The sequence below is a fragment of the Streptomyces sp. CB00316 genome (assembly GCF_001905595.1).
In the GTDB taxonomy this organism is placed as follows: domain Bacteria; phylum Actinomycetota; class Actinomycetes; order Streptomycetales; family Streptomycetaceae; genus Streptomyces.
The window spans coordinates 248,805-263,255 of the sequence record NZ_LIXI01000011.1; the positions used below are offsets into that span (position 1 = coordinate 248,805).

Sequence of the window (14,451 nt, forward strand, 5' to 3'; positions counted from 1 at the left end):
AGCACGGGCCATGAACACATCGCCACTCCCCCTCGACGGCATCACCGTGGTGGCCGTCGAACAGGCGGTCGCCGCTCCCTTCGCCACCCGCCAGCTCGCCGACCTCGGCGCCAGGGTCATCAAGGTGGAGCGCCCCGACGGCGGCGACTTCGCGCGCGGTTACGACACGGCGGCCCGCGGTCTCGCCTCGCACTTCGTCTGGTGCAACCGGGGCAAGGAGTCCCTGGCGGTCGATCTGAAGGACCGGCGCGGCCTGGCGGTGGTGCGTGAACTCGTCGCCGGGGCCGATGTATTCGTACAGAACCTGGCCCAGGGCGCGGCGGCCCGGCTCGGGCTGGACGCCGCCACGCTCTGTGCGGCCCACCCGCGGCTGGTGGCCGTGGACATCTCCGGCTACGGGGAGAGCGGACCGTACGCGCACAGGCGGGCCTACGACATGCTCGTGCAGTGCGAGGCGGGCCTGGTCTCCGTCACGGGGACGGCCGAGCAGCCGGTGAAGGCGGGCGTTCCGGCGGCGGACATCGCGGCGGCCATGTACGCGTTCTCCGGGGTGCTGGCAGCGCTGCTGCGGCGGGGGACGACCGGGCGGGGCGGGCCGGTGGAGGTCTCCATGCTGGACGCGCTGGCCGAGTGGATGGGGCACCCGCTGCACCAGGGGATGCACGGGGCCGCTGCGCCGCCGCGTACGGGGCTCGCGCACTCGGTGATCGCGCCGTACGACGCCTACGCGACTGCCGACGGTGAACAGGTGCTGCTCTCCGTGCAGAACGACCGGGAGTGGCGTCGGCTCGCCGAAAAGGTGCTCGTCCGGCCCGAGTTGGCCGACAACCCGGACTTCGCGACGAACACGGCGCGGACCGCGAACCGGAAGCGGACCGACGAGGTGGTGGGGCGGGCGCTGGCACGGCTGACGGGTCAGGAGGCGCTGGACGCGCTGGACGCGGCGGGGATCGCCTGTGCCCGGCTGAACACGGTGGCCGATGTGGCGGCGCACCCGCAGCTCGCGGCGCGGGACCGGTGGCGGGAAGTGGAGTCACCGGTCGGGCCGTTGCGGGCGCTGCTGCCGCCGATCACGCTGCCGGGCGGCGCGGAACCTCGGATGGGTGCCGTACCGGCGCTGGGTGAACACACCGATGCGTTGCTGCGGGCCCTGGGGATGACGGACGAACAGACATCGGTGCTGCGCCGGGACGGAGTGATCGCCTGAGCCACCCCCTTGAGGCGGCAGACGTCAGGACGTGGGCCGCCCCGAGCGGTGGGCCGGCCCAGTGGTTGACGCGGCGTCGGTCAGTGGCGGCTGCCGAAGAGCGAACGCCGCAGTCGCCGCAGCGGCGCGAAGAGCGACACACGGGCGCTCCTGCTCCGGCGGGTGTGCGCGGCATCACGCGACGTCAGCTCGCGCATCAGCAGCGTCGCTTCCGCCGACTCGCGCTGCGGGACGACAGGGCCGCCGAGCACCGCGAGATGGCGGTCGAGGCGCGTACTGGTCGCACCGCTTCCGTATGTGATGGCAGGCACCCGAGGCCTGCTCCGCACCGTTATCTGTTCCATGTCACTCCCCACCCGTACGAGGGCACCCGGTCCGGGCAGGTTAACCCTATCGCCCCACGGTGACACACCGGTATCCCGCCCACAGGATCGAGCACACACATACGGAGGTTGACGACCAGTTACCGAATCCGCACGATTCCAGGGCGACTTCGGACAGTTCGGATGGAATGTTCGACGGGACGGGAGGCCCCGACGCCGGGACCTCCCGCACAGGGCGGCGAATAACGCCGCAACTCGCCCGTCAGGCAGCCGACTTGAAGACGGGCAGATAGCCGCCCGACTGTCCGGCGGCGGTGGGGTGGTAGGACTCACCGATGTTGAGCCAGTTCACGCTGTGCAACCACGAGTTGCCCGAGCAGATCTCGTGCCCGGTAAAGGTCGTCCTGACGTCACCGAAGGTGAAGCCGTGATCGGCGGCGCGCTTGGCGGTGGCGGCGTTCAGGTAGTCGGACGCGCCGTTGATGGCGGAGCGCTCCTTCTCGCTGAGGCCGGCCACGCAGTTGCCGCTGAGCTGGTAGAAGCGGGGGTAGCCGAGGACGACGACCCGGGCGGAGGGGGCCTTGGCCTTGATGGCGGAGTACACGGAGTCGAGGCGGCCGGGCAGGGTCGAGTCGACGTAGGCGCGGGCGGTGGCGATGCGGTTGAGGCAGGTGGCCTCGGACTGCAGGACACAGGTCGTCATGACGTCGGCGAAGCCCGCGTCATTGCCGCCGACGGAGATCGAGACGAGGTCGGTGGAGGCGTTGAGGGGTCCGAGCTGACCGCTCGTGACGTCGTTGGTCCTGGCGCCCGAGCAGGCGGTGAAGGCGAAGCTGGCGGGGGAGTTGGCGTTGGCCCAGAGCCTGGGGAAGGCACGGGTGCTGCGCTTGCAGTCGCCACTGGAGCTCTCGTAGCTGCCGGCGCCGACGCCGGAGGAGTACGAGTCGCCGAGAGCGACATAGTCGACGGCTTGGGCGGAGGAGTCGGCGTTCGCGATCCCCGCACCGGTCAGGGCGAGGGCGGCACCGAGCAGGAGCGAGGACGAGAACGCCACGAGTCTGGACATTTTCATGGGGGACTCCTTGAGCAGGGGGTATCTGCGTTACTCCGTAGTAGCAGCGCACCCCCTTCTCTGGAAGTGTTCATGCCAAAAATAAGTGGTGAGTGCTTCCGTCCGCCCCCAGGAGTTCAACGGGCGCGCCTTGACGCGCCGGTGCCGTGGCGTCATCTCCGGCCCGCGTACGGTGACGGCGCGTCCGGTAGTGGCGGCGGGCCTGACCGGCGAAACCTGGGTGCGTGGGGTGGTCCCGTGCCGGATCATGGGCGCCATGTCTGCCAACCCCGAGTCCGCTCTGCCGATCCGGCTCACCGTCGACGACAGCGACTCCCCCTCCGACGTCGTCGACGCGCTCTTCCTCGGCCGCTTCGCGACGGGCGAGCAGCCGTACTCCCGGTGGAACCGGGGCGCGGACGTCACGGTCACCGCGACCAGCGCCGAGCTGGCAAAGAAGGTCCTCGGGCAGGCGACCGACGGCGCGAGGGACGAACCGGAGCCGCAGCCCGACAACGTGACCATGGGCTTCTGGTACGTCTCCCCACGCCGCGGCCCGTACCGCACCACCCGGCGCATCACCGCCGGGAGCTGGGACGAGGTCCGCCCCAACTAAAACCGCCCCGGTGGCCGATGCCATGGACCGGCTGATGCGGGTCACCCCGGACGACATCGCGGGCCGGCTGCTCCTGCTGCACGGGCCGCCCGGCACCGGCAAGACGTCCGTGCTGCGCACCCTGGCCCGCTCCTGGCGCGACTGGTGCCGGGTCGACTGCGTACAGGACCCGGAACGGCTCCTCAACGACGTCGGCTACCTGATGGACATCGCGATCGGCGAGGACGACGGCACGGCGAAGGGCCGGTGGCGGCTGCTGCTCCTGGAGGACTGCGACGAGCTGATCCGCGGCGAGGCCAAGCACACCGCGGGCCAGGCACTGTCCCGGCTGCTGAACCTGACGGACGGTCTGCTCGGCCAGGGCCGGAACGTGCTGGTGGGGGTCACCACCAACGAGGACCTGGAGCGGCTGCAGCCGGCGGTCGTCCGGCCGGGGCGCTGCCTGGCCCGGATCGAGGTGGGCCCGCTGACCCGCCCGGAGTCGGTGGCCTGGCTGGGCACGGAGGAGGGCGTGAGCCGGGAGGGCAGCTCGCTCGCGGAGCTGTACGCGCTGCGCCGGGGGACCGGCCCCGCGTCGGTGCCGAAGCAGGACGCGGGGGCGGACGCGGGGCTGTACCTGTAGCCGGTACGGGGGTGGGCGCGGGCGCGCGGGCCTCAGTCCCCGTACGCGGCCCGCACCGCGTCCTTGGCCAGTGCCAGGGCCTGCTGCCGGGTGAGGCCGAGCCGCTCGGCGGTCTCGGCGTACAACTGTGCGGCGGTCGCCGCCTTCTGCTCGGCCGCTCCCCCGGCGGCCGCGACGAAGGTCCCGTTGCGGCCCCGGGTCTCGATCACCCCGTCGGCCTCCAGGGCGCGGTAGGCCTTGGCCACGGTGTTGGCGGCGAGGCCCAGCTCCTCGGCGAAGCCGCGTACGGTCGGGAGCCGGTGGCCGACCGGGAGCACGCCGGAACGGGCCAGTTCGGAGAGCTGGGTTCGCAGTTGCTCGTACGGGGCGATGCCGGAGTCCGGGTCCAGGGCGATCTTCTGGGTCTCAGGCTTCTCGGTCGCGGGCTTCTCGGTCGCGGGCTTCTCAGTCACCGGCCGATTGTCCCCCACGGGCGCTGACACGGCGGGAAAAAAGGGAAGGCGGTCGCGGCGGGGCCGCGCGTAACCTCCGCCGCATGACTGTGATTGTGCGCGATTTCCGGCCGTCCGACGCGGAGGCGTGGACCCGCGTCCGGCGGGCGACGGTCCCCTACCTGGTGTCCACCCCCGAGCAGGTGACCCACGATCTGGCCCACGCTCATCCGGACCGGCACCACCGGCTGCTGGTGGCCGAGCGGGACGGCGAGATCATCGGCACCGCGCAGGCCGGCATCGCCCACGACAGCACGGAGCCGGGTCAGGGCTCCTGCACCCCGCACGTGCTCCCCCGCCACACGGGCCACGGGGCGGGCTCGCTGCTGCTGAGCACGGCGGAGGAGCATCTGGCGCAGGCGGGGGCCACGGTCGTGCACGCCTGGGTGCTGGACACGCCGGAGAGCCTGGAGTTCGCCCGCGGCCGGGGCTACCGGCCGGGCCGCTCCGCCCACTTCCAGCACCTGGACCTGACGGGCGGCGCCCTGCCGCCGCTCCAGGAGGTCCCGGCGGGCGTCGAGCTGAGGCCGGGCTCCGACTTCGTCGACGATCCCCGGCCGCTCTTCGAGGCGGACGCCGAGGTGACGCTGGACGAGCCGAGCGACATCCCCACCGAGCTGGACGACTACGAGGACTGGCTGACGAACACCTGGCGTCACCCGACCTTCGACGCCGCCCTGACCACGGTGGTCCTGGTGGACGGCCGGGTGGCGGCGTTCAGCGCGGCCGGCACCGACGGGAGCCGGACGTACTCCAGCTACATGACCGGCACCCTGCGGGCGTTCCGGGGGCAGGGTCTGGCCAAGCTGGCGAAGAACGGCTCGCTGCACCGGGCGCGGGCGGCCGGGTACACGGACGCCTACACCGCCAACGACACGGGCAACGGCCCGATGCTGGCCATCAACAAGTGGCTCGGCTACACGGTCTGCGCCACGGAGGTCCGCCATGCCCGCACCCTCGGCTGAGCCACGCACACCTCGGTCCAAGGGCGTGGTCGTCGCCCTGACCAAGGCGGGCCGCACCAAGATCAGGTACCCGGCGGAGCTGGTCCGCGACGACGGCACCCGGGTCACCGTCCGGGCGCCGTGGGCGGCGCCCGGGGTGCGGGACTTCGGCTTCGTCCGGTTCGAGCCGGGCGATGTGTTCACCGAGCACTACTGGCGCGACCGGTGGTTCGCCGTGAAGGAGGTCCGTACCGGTGGCGGCGAGTTGAAGGGCTGGTACTGCGACATCACCCGGCCGGCCGTCCTGGCCGACGGGGTGCTGGCGGTCGAGGACCTGGACCTGGACCTGTGGGTGTCGGCGGACGGCTCCTCCGTACTCCGGCTGGACGAGGACGAGTTCGAGGCGAGCGGCCTGGCCGCACGCGACCCCGAGGCGGCCGGATCGGCGGCCGAAGCCCTGGACGAGCTGGAGCGGCTGGCCGGGACGGAGGGCCTGAGGGGACTGCTGGCCTGACCAACCCCTCACCTCACCGCCGACGGCGCTTCAGGGGCGGGGCTCCGACGTCACGACCAGCTCCACCTCGTACCCCGCCTCGTCCTCCAGATAGGCGGCGCAGTGGCCGTCACCCCCGGCGTACGGGTGGCGGTCGGGGTGGAGCAGCCGCCAGCCGTGCGCGGAGGCCTCGGCCGTCAGGGCGTCCAGCGTGGCCCGGTCCGCGACGTGGAACGCCAGGTGGTTGAGGCCGGGGCGGCGGCGGTCATGGTGGCCGGCGGAGAGGTCGGGCGACTGCTCGACGACCACGTAACTCTCACCACGCCGCCAGCTGCGGCCGTTCGCCCAGCGCTGGTACGGGAGGTGGCCGAGCCGGGTCAGCAGCCAGCCCCAGCGGCGCTCCGCCCCCGCGACGTCGGGCACCCACAGCTCGATGTGGTGCACCCGGCCGGTCCGCTCGGCGGCGGGCGGCAGCGCCACGGCCCGGAGCGGGCCGTCAGGCCGGTGGGCGATCGGGTCGCCGTCCTCGTGCCAGTGGATCATGAAGTGCTCGCCCGCCCGGTAACCGTCCAGGCCGGCACGGCAGTACGCCACCATGTCGTCCGGCAGGGCGTCCAGCGGGAACCAGTCCAGCTCGGAGCACTTCTCCGGCTCCGCGTTGCGCGGCGGGTGCTCCGCGTCGTACTCCGCGACGAAGAACCAGCCCATCCGCGCCCCGCCGCCGGGCCCCCGGTGCTGCATCACCAGTGCGACCCGCACCTCGTCCGGATCCAGGACGACACCGATCTCCTCGGCGGCCTCCCGGATCATCGCCTCGCGGACGTCCTCCCCGTCCTCGGCGTGGCCGGAGGGCATGTGCAGCAGGCCGTCCGCGTAACCGGTGTCGGCCCGGCGGGCGAGCAGGACATCCGGGCCCCGGCGCAGGATCAGGTGGACGTCGACCACTTCGGTGTGGCGGTGGCGCGGCTCGGCGCGGACCACCAACGCGTACCGCTCGTCGTCGACCTCCTTGCCCCACAGCCGCGCGTCACCGGCCAGGTCCTCGTGGTGGACGCGCTCGGTGTGCGGGGCGAGCAGGGCGGTGACCCGGGCGGCGGAGAGCCCGACACCGCCCCACACCCCTTCGATCAGGACCAGCCGCCCGCCCGGCTTCAGCAGCCCGAACCAGTGGGCCAGGGCGGCCGCCGGATCGGGCAGCAGCCAGACGACGTGCCGGGCCAGGATCACGTCGAACGCCCGCTGCCCCACCGGCGGCAGGCCCGCGTCCCCGACCAGGACCTCGGCGCCGGTCCCGGCGAGCTTGGCCCGGGCCAGCTCGGCCATCCCGGGCGAACGGTCGACGGCGGTGACCCGGTGGCCCTGACCGGCGGCGAGCAGCGAGAGGCTCCCCGTACCGCATCCCAGGTCCAGCACGTCACCGCGGGTGGCGGGCAGCCAGCTCTCCAGCCGCCCGGCCCACGCGTCGCGTACGGCGGGGTCGAGAAGCCCGTGGTCGGGCTCCTCGTCGAAGGATCCGGCCGCCGCGTCCCAGTCGATCGTCGTCATGCCGTCGATACTCCCAGCCACCACTGACAGGGCCGGATCTCGTGGGATGTTTCCGGCCGTTCCGACACCGTACGGCGACCCGCCGGTACACCAGCGGCCAGGCCAGGATCAGCGCCACGATCGCGTGGACGGTGATGGAGAAGGGGGTGTTGACCAGCCCCCCACCTGAGCGCCCACTTAGCCCCTCCTTAAAGGCACCATAAGGATCCCCTCCACCCGTCCCAGCAGGGTTTTTGACCCTTCCGAGCGGCTAGCTTGCTGATCGCCGGGACGGATTGAAGACCTGGCGCCCCACCGTTGTGCCGCTTTGAAGGAGAACCCTCCATGACCGCTCGTCGCAAGGCCGCCGGGATCGTCGCCCTCGGCTTCGCACCGTTCGCGCTGGCCGGCCTCACCGCCACTCCGGCGCTGGCCCACGGTTCGCTCACCGACCCGGTGAGCCGGGTGTCCGCGTGCTTCGCGGAGGGGCCGGAGAGCCCGGTGTCGGCGGCGTGCAAGGCGGCGGTCGCGGCGGGCGGTACACAGGCGCTGTACGACTGGAACGGGGTGAACATCGCCAACGCGGCGGGCAAGCACCGTGAGTTGATCCCGGACGGCAAGCTGTGCAGCGCGGCCAACGACAAGTTCAAGGGGCTCGACCTGCCGCGCGCCGACTGGCCGGCCTCCCCCGTGAAGGCGGGCAAGCACACCTTCAAGTTCCGGGCCACGGCCCCGCACAAGGGCTCCTTCGAGCTGTACCTCACCAAGCCCGGCTACGACCCGACGAAGCCGCTGGCCTGGTCGGACCTGGAGGCGAAGCCCTTCGCCGAGGCCACCGACCCGGCGCTGGTGGACGGTTCGTACGTGTTCGACGGGACCGTCCCGAACGCGGCGGGGCGGCAGCTGATCTACACGGTGTGGCAGCGCTCCGACTCCCCCGAGGCGTTCTACGCCTGCTCGGACGTGGTCTTCGGCGGCGGGTCGGCGGGCGGCGCGGGTGGCGGTGACGCTCAAGAGGAGAAGCCCGCCGGTGAGGCGCCGAAGCCTCAGGAAAGTGCTCCCGCGCCCGCCCCCTCCGCCCCCTCCGAGGACGCGATCACCGAGGGCGCCGAGAAGTCCTCCGTCGAGCACAACGGGCACGGCGACGACGACGCGAGGACGGGGGCGAAGATAAACGCCGCCGCTCCCGCCGCACCGGCCGCCGAGCCCGAGGCCGAGGCCGACGCCGATGCCGCTGCCGCTGAGGGCAACGCGCCGCAGACCAACGCGGCCGGTCAGGAGGATGCGCTCGCCGAGACCGGTGGTTCGTCCGCCAGCACCTACCTCGCGATGGGCGGGGCCGCCGCGCTCGCCGTCGGTGCGGCCGCGCTGTTCTCCTCGCAGCGCCGTCGGGCCACCGCCTCCGGCCGTCACAGCCGCTGATCCACGCGTAGGCCATGAAGCGTCGGCCATGAACACGGGCCGAGGTCGCTGTCCGCCCCACCGGACAGCGACCTCGGCCCGTCGTGCCTCGGACGTCGTACGTCGTACGTCAGCCGATCACGGAGGAGCAGGTGGTCGGGGTGGCGCGCGCCGGGTCGAGGGCGTTCGCCACCTCGTGGAAGGCGATCCGGTCGATGGTCCCGATCGCCACGTGCTCGGACAGGTCCAGCGGGCACAGGTCCTGGAGCAGGACGTTGCGTACGTTCGGTCCGTCCAGGTACTGCGTGCGGTACGGGGTCACCACCTGGTCGTACTTGGTGGCGATGACGGTGTAGCGGACGCCGGGGACGGTGTCGCCGCCCGCGGTGAGCTTGGTGATGAAGGGGGATCCGGCGACCTGGTCGGCGAGGCCGGGAGTCTTGTCGCTGATGAACTTCTCGACGCCGGGGAAGTACGGCAGCAGCTTGGTGAGGCCGAGCAGCGTGGTGCCGTGGTTGTCCGGGGCGAGGCCGATGAGGGCGTTGACCTTGGGGGCGCCGCCCAGGAACTTCAGGTAGTAGTTCGGCATCATGCCGCCCTGGGAGTGGCCGACGATGTCGGCCTTCGGCGCTCCGGTGGAGGCGAGCACCTTGTCGACGAACACGTCGAGCTGTTCGGCGGACTTGTCGATGGGGCCGAGGCCGTGGAAGAACGGCACGCCGGGGAGCTGGCCGTAGTCGAGGGAGAAGACGCAGTAGCCCCGGTTGACCAGATAGGGGGCGAGGAACAGCCAGTTGTCGACCGAGTTCCCGAAGGTTCCGTGGACCAGGACGACGGGGCGCGGATGGGCGGCGGAGGGCTTGCAGGAGTAGTCGTTCCAGCCACGGGAGGTGGCCGCCGCGGCGGCGGTGGGGGTGGCCGCGGTCGCGGTCGCCGTGGGGGCGACGAGAAGGGTGACGGCGAGGAGCAGGGCGGCGAATACGCTGCGCGTGCGTGGGGTGCGCGCAGCACGGAACCAGGGCAGCATCGTGTGGTCTCCTTGCGGCTCAAGGGAGGTGCGATGGCGGTGCGCCCTGTGGCCCGGACCACAAGTTTTATGTGCTCATGCCAAATTACGCATGAGTAAGGTCGGGTGGGAAGTTACGCGTCGGTAAAAAATGATGCGGCCTCTTCGCAGATCAGCTAGTGGTGCCCCGGCCCTGATCCGCCGGCCCCCTCGGCGTGTCGACCGCGTCATTCAGGCCGCGAGTCCCGCCGGCTTCACCGCACCCGGCCCGAACCTCTCCCGCAGCCGGTCCGCCACCTCCTCGATCCGGCGCGACCGCTCGTCCGCCGGGTCGAAGGTGAGCTGGCGGGAGGCCCGGTCGGCGTCGGCCAGCCCCTCCGCGCGCAGCGCGATCCCCCGCACCCGGGCCCGCTGGAGCCCGAAGGACTCGTGGATCCGGTAGGCGAGCGCGGTGAGCGCGGCCGAGTGCGCGGTGGGCTCCCCCAGCGTCCGGCTCCGGGTCAGCGTCGCGTAGCCGGCCCGGTCCGCGTACCGCACCGAGACCGCCAGCGACCGGCACACCTGCCCCTCGCCCCGCAGCCGCGCCCCCAGCTCCTCGGTGAGCGAGAGGAGGGCACGGCGGTGCTGCTCGGGGGCCAGTTCGTCGCGGGGGAAGGAGCGTTCGGCGGCGATGGAGCGGGCGGCCGCGTTCGGGACGACCCGCGTCCGGTCGATGCCCCGCGCCCGTTCCCACAGCTCACGCCCGGTGCGTACGCCGGTGATGCGCTGGAGCGTGGCCAGGGGTGCGGTGGCGATCCGGCCGACGGAGTCGAGCCCGTAACCGCACAGGGTGCGCGCCGTGGCCGCCCCGACGCCGTCCAGGGCGGCGGCCGGGAGCGGCGCGAGGAACGCCGCCTCCTCGCCCCGGCCCACCACGAAGGTGGTCCCCGGCGCAGCCCGCCGGGCGGCCATCCGGGCCACCATGGGGTTGGTTCCCGCACCGATCGCGCAGTCCACACCGTGCAGGGCGAGCGCCCGGACCCGGATCACCGAGGCCAGACCCTGCGCGTCCCGCCCGAAGTAGCGCAGCGCGCCGCCCACATCGGCGAGCGCCCCGTCGGGCGGTGCTGCCTCGACGACCGGGGTGAACGCGTCGAGCAGGGCGAGCAGCCCGGTGTAGCCGGCACTGCCGGGGGGCCCGCCGGCGGTCCTGCGGAACCGCAGGTACAGGACGTCCGGGCCTCCTCCCGCTCCGTCGTTCATCCCGCGCTCCCCTGCGACTGGTGCCACAACTTCCTTCCGGTGGGCGGCCCTTCGCCGGGTGGCTGAAGGTCGGCCCAGGGGTTCATCTCGTAACCGGTCTCCATCCGTATACGACGCCCGGGCCCGGGCGCCTCCTCCTCGCCGCCCTCCTGCGGCGCCTCCTCCGCGAGCCGCGCCGCCACCGCGTCGAGCCCTCCGGTGCGGCGCAGTTCGGCCAGTTCGGCGAGGTTCCAGGCGGCCGCGCCCACCACGCTCAGGCTGCGCGCGCCGCGTCGCTGCACCACGCCGCGCACCAGCAGCAGCCAGGAGTGGAAGACGGTGTGCGCGCAGGCGGCGTGGCTGTCGTCGAAGAACGCCAGGTCGGCCAGGCCGCTGCCGTCGTCCAGGGTGGTGAAGATGACCCGGCGGCCGGAGCGGACCGGCGGCGTCTGGGTGGCCACCTTGGCCCCGGCGACCAGCACGGTCTCACCGTGCCGGGCCTCGCGCAGCCGCTTGGCGGAGACCACGCCCAGCTCCTCCAGGAAGGACTGGTGATCCCCCATCAGATGGCGGGAGACGTCCATGCTCAGCACCCCGAGCTCGGCGCTCAGCCGCTCCGCCTCGCTGAGGTCGGGCAGCCCGACGGAGCCCGTGCGGTGCCCGTCCCCCAGCGGGAGCTGCCCGCCCGGGGCGCCGGAACCGGAGCTCCGGTGGGCGCGGTGCAGCTCGGAGAGGTGCAGCAGCAGGTCGCGGCGGTTGGCACCGAAGGCGTCCAACGCGCCGACCTGCGCGAGCCGTTCGGCGACCGGGCGGCCCGGGCGGGCCCGCTGCCAGAAGTCCAGCAGTGAGCTGTACGGCTGCCCCTCCTCGATCCGGGCGGCCTCGGCCTCGCTGATGCCGTGGACGTCGGAGAGCGCGAGCCGCAACCCCCACACCTCTTTCCGCCTCCCATCATCAGACACCAGTTCGATTCGATGGGCGACCGCCGACCGGTTCACATCCAGCGGCAGCACCGGCACCCCGCGCCGCCGGGCGTCCGCGAGCAGCAGCCGCTTCGGGTACATCCCGGGGTCGTGGGTGAGCAGACCGGCGTAGAAGGCGGCCGGGTGGTGCGCCTTGAGCCAGGCGGACTGGTACGTCGGCACGGCGAACGCGACGGCGTGCGCCTTGCAGAAGCCGTAGCTGCCGAACGCCTCGATGATCTTCCAGGTGTGGGCGATCACCTCGGCGTCGTACCCCCGGGCGGCCGCGTGGCGCGCGAACCAGACCCTGATCCGGCCCTGCGACTCGGGGTGGGAGAGCCCGCGCCGCACCCGGTCGGCCTCGCCCCGGCCGCAGCCGGTCATGATGGCGACGATCTCGATGATCTGCTCGTGGAAGACGACCACGCCGTAGGTGCCGCGCAGGGGTTCTTCCAGGTCGGGGTGGGGATAGCTGGCCGGCGCGCGGCCGTGCCGGGCCTCGATGAACGGCCGCACCATGTCGGCGGCGACCGGCCCGGGCCGGAACAGCGAGATGTCGACGACCAGGTCGTGGAAGGTGGCGGGCTGGAGCCTGCCGACCAGGTCGCGCTGGCCTGGCGACTCGATCTGGAAGCAGCCCAGCGTCTCGGCGGTGCGGATCAGCCGGTACGTCTCCGGGTCGCCCGGCAGTACGGCGTCCAGATCCACCTCCGCGCCCGAGGCGCGTTTCACCTCGGCGACGGCGTGAGCCATCGCCGACTGCATCCGTACGCCCAGCACATCGAGTTTGAGCAGCCCGAGGTCCTCCACGTCCTCCTTGTCGAACTGCGCCATCGGAAAGCCCTCGCCGCTGGTGGGCATGACCGGCGTACGGTGCAGCAGCCCGGCGTCCGAGAGCAGGACCCCGCACGGGTGCATGGCGACGCCGCGCGGCAGCGCGTCCAGCCCCTCCACCAGCTCCCAGAGCCGCCCGTACCGGTCCTGGTTCCGCGCGACCTCCTTCAGCTCGGGCAGCTCCTCCATCGCGGCGCGCGCGTCGCGGGCCCGGATGTGCGGGAACGCCTTGGCCAACCGGTCGGTCTCGGCCGGGTCCATGGAGAGCGCGGCGCCGACGTCCCGGATGGCGTGGCGCACCCGGTAGGTCTCGGGCATGGCGACGGTGGCGACGCGTTCGGGTCCGAAGCGTTCGATGATCCGGCGGTAGACGTCGAGCCGGCGGGCCGATTCGACGTCGATGTCGATGTCGGGCAGGACGAAGCGGCGCTTGGACAGGAAGCGCTCCATGAGCAGCCCGTGTTCGAGCGGGTCGGCGTGGGCGATGCCGAGGAGGTGGTTGACCAGGGAGCCCGCGCCGGAGCCGCGCGCGGTGACCCGGATGCCCATCTCCCTTACGTCATCGACGACCTGAGCCACAGTCAGGAAGTACGAGGCGAAACCGCGGTGGGCGATGATGTCGAGCTCCTCGTGCATCCGGTCCCAGTACGCGCGGTCGCGGTCGTAGCCGCGCAGCACCATCCCGGCGGAGGCCCTGGAGGTGAGCACCCGGTGCGCGGTACGCCGGCCGGCGCCGACCAGGTGCGGCTCGGGGAAGTGGATGGAGCCCATCCCGACGTCGGCGGCGGGGTCGACCCGGCAGGCGTCGGCGGTGTGCCGGGTCTCCGCCAGCAGCCGGGCCGCGGCGCCCTGCCCGAGACCGGCGGCGGAGGCGATCCGCTCGGCGGTCTCCCGCATCGCGCCCTCGCCCTTGAGCCAGCGCTCACCGCTGTCCAGGGGCGAGCGGCGCGGGTCGACGGGGACGAGCCTGCGGGCGGAGTCGAGCACGTCGGCGATGGGGCCCTGCCCCGGGTCGGCGTACCGTACGGCGTTGGTCAGCACGGCCCGTACGCCCTGGTCGGCGGCGAAGCCGAGGGTACGGGCGGCCAGCCGCAGCGATCCGGGCCCGGTGCCCGGGCGACCGTGGTGGACGGCTTCGAGGCGCAGGTCGTCGCCGTACATCTCCCGCCAGGGCGCGAGCAGCGCGGCGGCCCGGTCGGGGCGGCCCGCGACGAGCGCCCGGCACACCTCGGAGGCGGGCCCGAGCAGCACGGTCAGCCCGTCGGCGGGCAGCGCGGCGAGGCCGACCAGGGGCGGCCCGGTGACGCCGGGCCGCCCGGACCCGTCGAGCGCACCGATGGCACCCCCGGCACCCCGCGCGTGGGCGGCGGTCACGAGCCGGCACAGCTCGGCCCAGCCGCGTGCGCCGTCCCGGGCGAGGAAGGTGACACGGGGTGCGGATTCATCGACAAAGGCACCGCCGCGCGCGGGGGTACGCGGGCGCACGACAGCCGGCCCCACCCCCTCCGCGTACGAGGCCACCGCGAGGTCCACCCCGAAGACCGGCCGGACCTCGACGCCCTTCTCCTGGCAGGCCTTGGCGAACCGGACCGCCCCCGCGAGGGTGTCACGGTCGGTCAGCGCGAGAGCGCGCATCCCCCGCTCGGCGGCACGCTCGGCGAGCCGCTCGGGGTGCGAGGCCCCGTACCGCAGGGAGAACCCCGAGACGGTATGAAGATGCGTGAAACCGGACATCCGCACCTCCTGAACCGTTCCG

The 14,451-nt window shown here is 72.8% G+C and carries 11 protein-coding genes and 1 pseudogene; 5 read left to right on the forward strand and 7 right to left on the reverse strand.

Annotation, left to right across the window (positions count from 1 at the left end; genetic code table 11):
- Positions 1-10 precede the first annotated feature (10 nt).
- Positions 11-1,207, forward strand: coding sequence for a CaiB/BaiF CoA transferase family protein (locus tag AMK21_RS28095; RefSeq protein ID WP_073881976.1), 1,197 nt, complete (start codon positions 11-13; stop codon positions 1,205-1,207).
- Between the two features lie 80 nt (positions 1,208-1,287).
- Here the strand turns inward: AMK21_RS28095 and AMK21_RS28100 are convergent, their stop codons facing one another.
- The gene (locus tag AMK21_RS28100) at positions 1,288-1,551 is read right to left on the reverse strand and encodes a hypothetical protein (protein WP_073881977.1); all 264 of its coding nucleotides are present in this window, start codon (positions 1,549-1,551) and stop codon (positions 1,288-1,290) included.
- A gap of 241 nt (positions 1,552-1,792) precedes the next feature.
- Positions 1,793-2,602, reverse strand: a complete 810-nt coding sequence (locus AMK21_RS28105) for an SGNH/GDSL hydrolase family protein (RefSeq protein WP_073881978.1) — start codon at positions 2,600-2,602, stop codon at positions 1,793-1,795.
- Positions 2,603-2,858: 256 nt separating this feature from the next.
- On the opposite strand from AMK21_RS28105, the pseudogene AMK21_RS28110 reads away from it, so the two are divergent.
- Positions 2,859-3,819 (forward strand): annotated as a pseudogene (locus tag AMK21_RS28110) (DUF5925 domain-containing protein).
- Between the two features lie 32 nt (positions 3,820-3,851).
- Here AMK21_RS28110 and AMK21_RS28115 read toward each other — a convergent pair.
- On the reverse strand, positions 3,852-4,271 hold the full coding sequence (locus AMK21_RS28115) for a GntR family transcriptional regulator (protein ID WP_073881979.1): 420 nt from the start codon (positions 4,269-4,271) through the stop codon (positions 3,852-3,854).
- An 83-nt stretch (positions 4,272-4,354) separates the two neighbouring features.
- On the opposite strand from AMK21_RS28115, the gene AMK21_RS28120 reads away from it, so the two are divergent.
- Positions 4,355-5,275, forward strand: a complete 921-nt coding sequence (locus AMK21_RS28120; protein ID WP_073881980.1) for a GNAT family N-acetyltransferase — start codon at positions 4,355-4,357, stop codon at positions 5,273-5,275.
- A complete protein-coding gene (locus tag AMK21_RS28125) occupies positions 5,256-5,768 on the forward strand; it encodes a DUF402 domain-containing protein (protein WP_073881981.1) in 513 nt (170 codons plus the stop codon). The genes AMK21_RS28120 and AMK21_RS28125 overlap by 20 nt, the downstream gene beginning before the upstream one ends.
- Before the next feature lie 30 nt (positions 5,769-5,798).
- Here the strand turns inward: AMK21_RS28125 and AMK21_RS28130 are convergent, their stop codons facing one another.
- Positions 5,799-7,292 (reverse strand): trifunctional class I SAM-dependent methyltransferase/NUDIX hydrolase/VOC family protein, encoded by a 1,494-nt coding sequence (locus tag AMK21_RS28130; RefSeq protein ID WP_073881982.1) that lies wholly within the window; start codon positions 7,290-7,292, stop codon positions 5,799-5,801.
- A 324-nt stretch (positions 7,293-7,616) separates the two neighbouring features.
- Here AMK21_RS28130 and AMK21_RS28135 point away from each other — a divergent pair, with 324 nt between their 5' ends.
- A complete protein-coding gene (locus AMK21_RS28135; protein WP_073881983.1) occupies positions 7,617-8,693 on the forward strand; it encodes a lytic polysaccharide monooxygenase auxiliary activity family 9 protein in 1,077 nt (358 codons plus the stop codon).
- Positions 8,694-8,802: 109 nt separating this feature from the next.
- On the opposite strand, the gene AMK21_RS28140 is transcribed toward AMK21_RS28135, so the two are convergent.
- The 3 genes from AMK21_RS28140 to AMK21_RS28150 all read right to left on the reverse strand — a co-directional run bounded on the left by AMK21_RS28140 (position 8,803) and on the right by AMK21_RS28150 (position 14,429).
- The gene (locus tag AMK21_RS28140) at positions 8,803-9,699 is read right to left on the reverse strand and encodes an esterase/lipase family protein (protein WP_073881984.1); all 897 of its coding nucleotides are present in this window, start codon (positions 9,697-9,699) and stop codon (positions 8,803-8,805) included.
- A gap of 210 nt (positions 9,700-9,909) precedes the next feature.
- Entirely contained in the window at positions 9,910-10,920 is a 1,011-nt protein-coding gene (locus tag AMK21_RS28145) for a DNA polymerase Y family protein (RefSeq protein WP_073881985.1), read from the reverse strand.
- A complete protein-coding gene (locus AMK21_RS28150; protein ID WP_073881986.1) occupies positions 10,917-14,429 on the reverse strand; it encodes a DNA polymerase III subunit alpha in 3,513 nt (1,170 codons plus the stop codon). The genes AMK21_RS28145 and AMK21_RS28150 overlap by 4 nt, the downstream gene beginning before the upstream one ends.
- Positions 14,430-14,451 lie beyond the last annotated feature (22 nt).

Excerpts from the sequence above, each read along its gene's own strand:
- AMK21_RS28100 (WP_073881977.1), bottom strand. The coding sequence starts at position 1,551 with ATGGAACAGATAACGGTGCGGAGCAGGCCTCGGGTGCCTGCCATCACA.
- AMK21_RS28150 (WP_073881986.1), bottom strand. The coding sequence starts at position 14,429 with ATGTCCGGTTTCACGCATCTTCATACCGTCTCGGGGTTCTCCCTGCGG.
- AMK21_RS28145 (WP_073881985.1), bottom strand. The coding sequence starts at position 10,920 with ATGAACGACGGAGCGGGAGGAGGCCCGGACGTCCTGTACCTGCGGTTC.
- AMK21_RS28095 (WP_073881976.1), top strand. The coding sequence starts at position 11 with ATGAACACATCGCCACTCCCCCTCGACGGCATCACCGTGGTGGCCGTC.
- AMK21_RS28125 (WP_073881981.1), top strand. The coding sequence starts at position 5,256 with ATGCCCGCACCCTCGGCTGAGCCACGCACACCTCGGTCCAAGGGCGTG.
- AMK21_RS28105 (WP_073881978.1), bottom strand. The coding sequence starts at position 2,602 with ATGAAAATGTCCAGACTCGTGGCGTTCTCGTCCTCGCTCCTGCTCGGT.
- AMK21_RS28130 (WP_073881982.1), bottom strand. The coding sequence starts at position 7,292 with ATGACGACGATCGACTGGGACGCGGCGGCCGGATCCTTCGACGAGGAG.
- AMK21_RS28135 (WP_073881983.1), top strand. The coding sequence starts at position 7,617 with ATGACCGCTCGTCGCAAGGCCGCCGGGATCGTCGCCCTCGGCTTCGCA.
- AMK21_RS28140 (WP_073881984.1), bottom strand. The coding sequence starts at position 9,699 with ATGCTGCCCTGGTTCCGTGCTGCGCGCACCCCACGCACGCGCAGCGTA.
- AMK21_RS28120 (WP_073881980.1), top strand. The coding sequence starts at position 4,355 with ATGACTGTGATTGTGCGCGATTTCCGGCCGTCCGACGCGGAGGCGTGG.